Genomic DNA, 2,467 nt, shown 5'->3' on the forward strand with positions numbered 1-2,467 from the left:
AATAAAAGTTGTGACTAAGAAATGACAAAGTTGGAAGGCGATCGCTGTCCTGAGCTTAACGCTAAATTAACGTCTAGCGTTGAGACTTAATCATAGCGGAATCATGTCCCAGTTTTGCACCGATGGGATAGATTTTTAGGACTTAAAGTTGATGTCAGGTTGACTATGGCTGCTTGGATGACCCTAAACGGAACACCGCCGCTGGTGATTGCCCACCGAGGTGCGAGTGGCGATCGCCCCGAACATACCTTAGCGGCCTATGAGCTGGCGATCGCTCTAGGGGCAGACTACGTGGAGCCGGATCTGGTGTCTACCCGCGATGGGGTGTTGGTGGCGCGCCATGAAAATAACCTGATTGATACCACCGACGTTGGCGATCGCCCTGAGTTTAGCGATCGCTACACCACCAAGCAGATCGATGGACAGACTTGCTCGGGCTGGTTCACCGAAGATTTTACCCTGGCGGAACTGAAAACCCTGCGGGTGCGGGAACGACTCCCCTTTCGAGATCAGAGCTTTAACGATCAGTTTCAGATTCCCACCTGGGAGGAGATTCTAATCTTAGTGCACCAAGCAGAGCAAGCGACCGGTCGCACCATCGGCATCTATCCCGAAACCAAGCATCCCAGCTATTTTCAGTCCATGGGTCTGCCCCTCGAAGCCTCGCTCCTCCAAGAGCTGACTCAGTATGGCTATGGACATCCTGACGATCGCATCTGCATTCAGTCCTTTGAGACCCAGAACTTACAGGAGCTGCGATCGCTGACGGCGCTGCCGCTGATTCAACTTATCGGCCAAGCGACGGAGATCCAGGTAGACAGCGATCGCCCCTATGCTGACCTGCTGACCTCGGAGGGATTGGCCGCGATCGCCCAGTATGCCCAAGGGATTGGCCCCGATAAACGCTGGATTGTGCCCAGCCATCCCACAGATGCTCGTCAACTGCTGCCGCCTACAGACTTAGTAGACCGCGCCCATGCCTGCGGCCTCTGGGTGCATCCCTACACGTTTCGCAACGAGCCGCAGTTTCTCCATCCTGCCTACGCCACGCCGCGCCATGAGTATCACCAGTTTTTTCGGCTTGGTGTGGATGCGGTGTTTAGTGATGCTCCTCAGGAAGCGATCGCTGCTCGGGAGGCGCTAGCCTGAGCAGACAGTCTCCCGAGAAGACATTTTATGAATCTTGCAGTATCATCACGGGCAGTTTCCTAGACCTGTTGCCCGCCTTACCTCGTCAAGTTCATGCAAATTTGGACGGTTTGTTTCCTGCTATTTTTCCTATCTACCCAGGTGTACCAAATGGTGCAAGAGGTCTCGCTGCCGCTGCCGTTGGCCATCGCTGGGGGCATTTTGTTGGCGATCGCCTCCAATATCCAGCGCCGGTCAACGCTGTCCTCGTCTTCATCCGTGACGCCATCTGTGACACCGCCTGTGACGCCATCTGCACCACCGGTTAGCCCCCGATCTGAAACGATGTCGCCCCGATCTGCCGAGACCTTAGCCCATCCGCCGATTCCACCTTTCTCAGTGCCTGCGTCTAACCCTTTCTTCCCTCCCCCTCAGGAAAAATCCTAGACAATACGGGTGTTTTGTTGGTACAGTTGTTCTTATGGATCGTTGTGTCCACCCTGTTCTCTTGAGAGGCTGAGAAGGTCATGGAAGCCCTGACAGAAGTCCAACAACAGCTATACGACTGGCTGATCGACTACATCCGCGAGAATCAGCATTCCCCGTCTATTCGTCAGATGATGCGAGCCATGGGACTGCGATCGCCCGCTCCTATTCAAAGTCGTCTAGAGCACCTGCGCAACAAAGGTTACATTGACTGGACGGAAGGAAAAGCGCGTACGATTCGCATCCTCAAGTCGCTGAATCCTGGTGTGCCGATCATGGGTGAGATCGCCGCTGGGGGATTGATTGAACCTGTTACCGACGATGCAGAAGCAGAGCACCTCGATATCTCTGGCGTTCAGCTTAAGCATAAAGACTACGCCCTGCGGGTCACGGGCGATAGTATGATCAACGCCATGATTGCCGATGGGGATATCGTGATCATGCGCCCAGTTTTTGAACCCGATCGCATCAAAGATGGCACCATTGTGGCTGCCCGGGTTGAAGGCTTTGGCAACACCCTCAAGCATTTTTATCGCCACGACAACCACGTCACCCTAGAAGCAGCGAACGACAACTACAAGCCCATTAGTGTACCCGCCGATGCTGTCCAGGTACAGGGGATTTTAGTTGGGGTTTGGCGGCAGTATCTCTAATGGTTTGCTGCTGGGGTCTAGATGGCCTGATGTAGAGCCAGTATCTGATGAGAGTGGTTGGCAGGGGCGGAAGGATCGACGGTGTTGGGGAGAAATGCCCAGGGTTTGGATGGCCTGACGGTGTTTGGCGGTGCCGTAGCCTTTGTGAGCAGCGAGACCATAGCCTGGATATCGATCATCAAGGCGGATGATTAGCCGAT

General features: G+C 54.4%; 4 protein-coding genes. 3 read left to right on the top strand and 1 reads right to left on the bottom strand.

The features are described 5' to 3' along the window. Positions 1 to 165 precede the first annotated feature (165 nt). From V6D20_01370 to lexA, 3 genes are all read left to right on the top strand, one after another. Complete coding sequence (locus V6D20_01370) at positions 166 to 1,149, top strand: glycerophosphodiester phosphodiesterase (protein ID HEY9814445.1); 984 nt, start codon at positions 166 to 168, stop codon at positions 1,147 to 1,149. 93 nt (positions 1,150 to 1,242) lie between these two features. Beyond that, on the top strand, positions 1,243 to 1,575 hold the full coding sequence (locus V6D20_01375) for a hypothetical protein (GenBank protein ID HEY9814446.1): 333 nt from the start codon (positions 1,243 to 1,245) through the stop codon (positions 1,573 to 1,575). A gap of 80 nt (positions 1,576 to 1,655) precedes the next feature. Then, positions 1,656 to 2,267, top strand: coding sequence for a transcriptional repressor LexA (lexA, locus tag V6D20_01380; protein ID HEY9814447.1), 612 nt, complete (start codon positions 1,656 to 1,658; stop codon positions 2,265 to 2,267). Here the strand turns inward: lexA and V6D20_01385 are convergent. Then, positions 2,238 to 2,467: hypothetical protein (locus tag V6D20_01385; protein ID HEY9814448.1), on the bottom strand; the 230-nt coding region annotated here is incomplete at its 5' end. The genes lexA and V6D20_01385 overlap by 30 nt on opposite strands.

It is taken from the genome of Candidatus Obscuribacterales bacterium (genome assembly GCA_036703605.1).
Classification (GTDB): Bacteria; Cyanobacteriota; Cyanobacteriia; order RECH01; family RECH01; genus RECH01.

Coding starts and splice junctions, on each gene's coding strand:
- lexA (HEY9814447.1), top strand. CDS start 1,656: ATGGAAGCCCTGACAGAAGTCCAACAACAGCTATACGACTGGCTGATC.
- V6D20_01370 (HEY9814445.1), top strand. CDS start 166: ATGGCTGCTTGGATGACCCTAAACGGAACACCGCCGCTGGTGATTGCC.
- V6D20_01375 (HEY9814446.1), top strand. CDS start 1,243: ATGCAAATTTGGACGGTTTGTTTCCTGCTATTTTTCCTATCTACCCAG.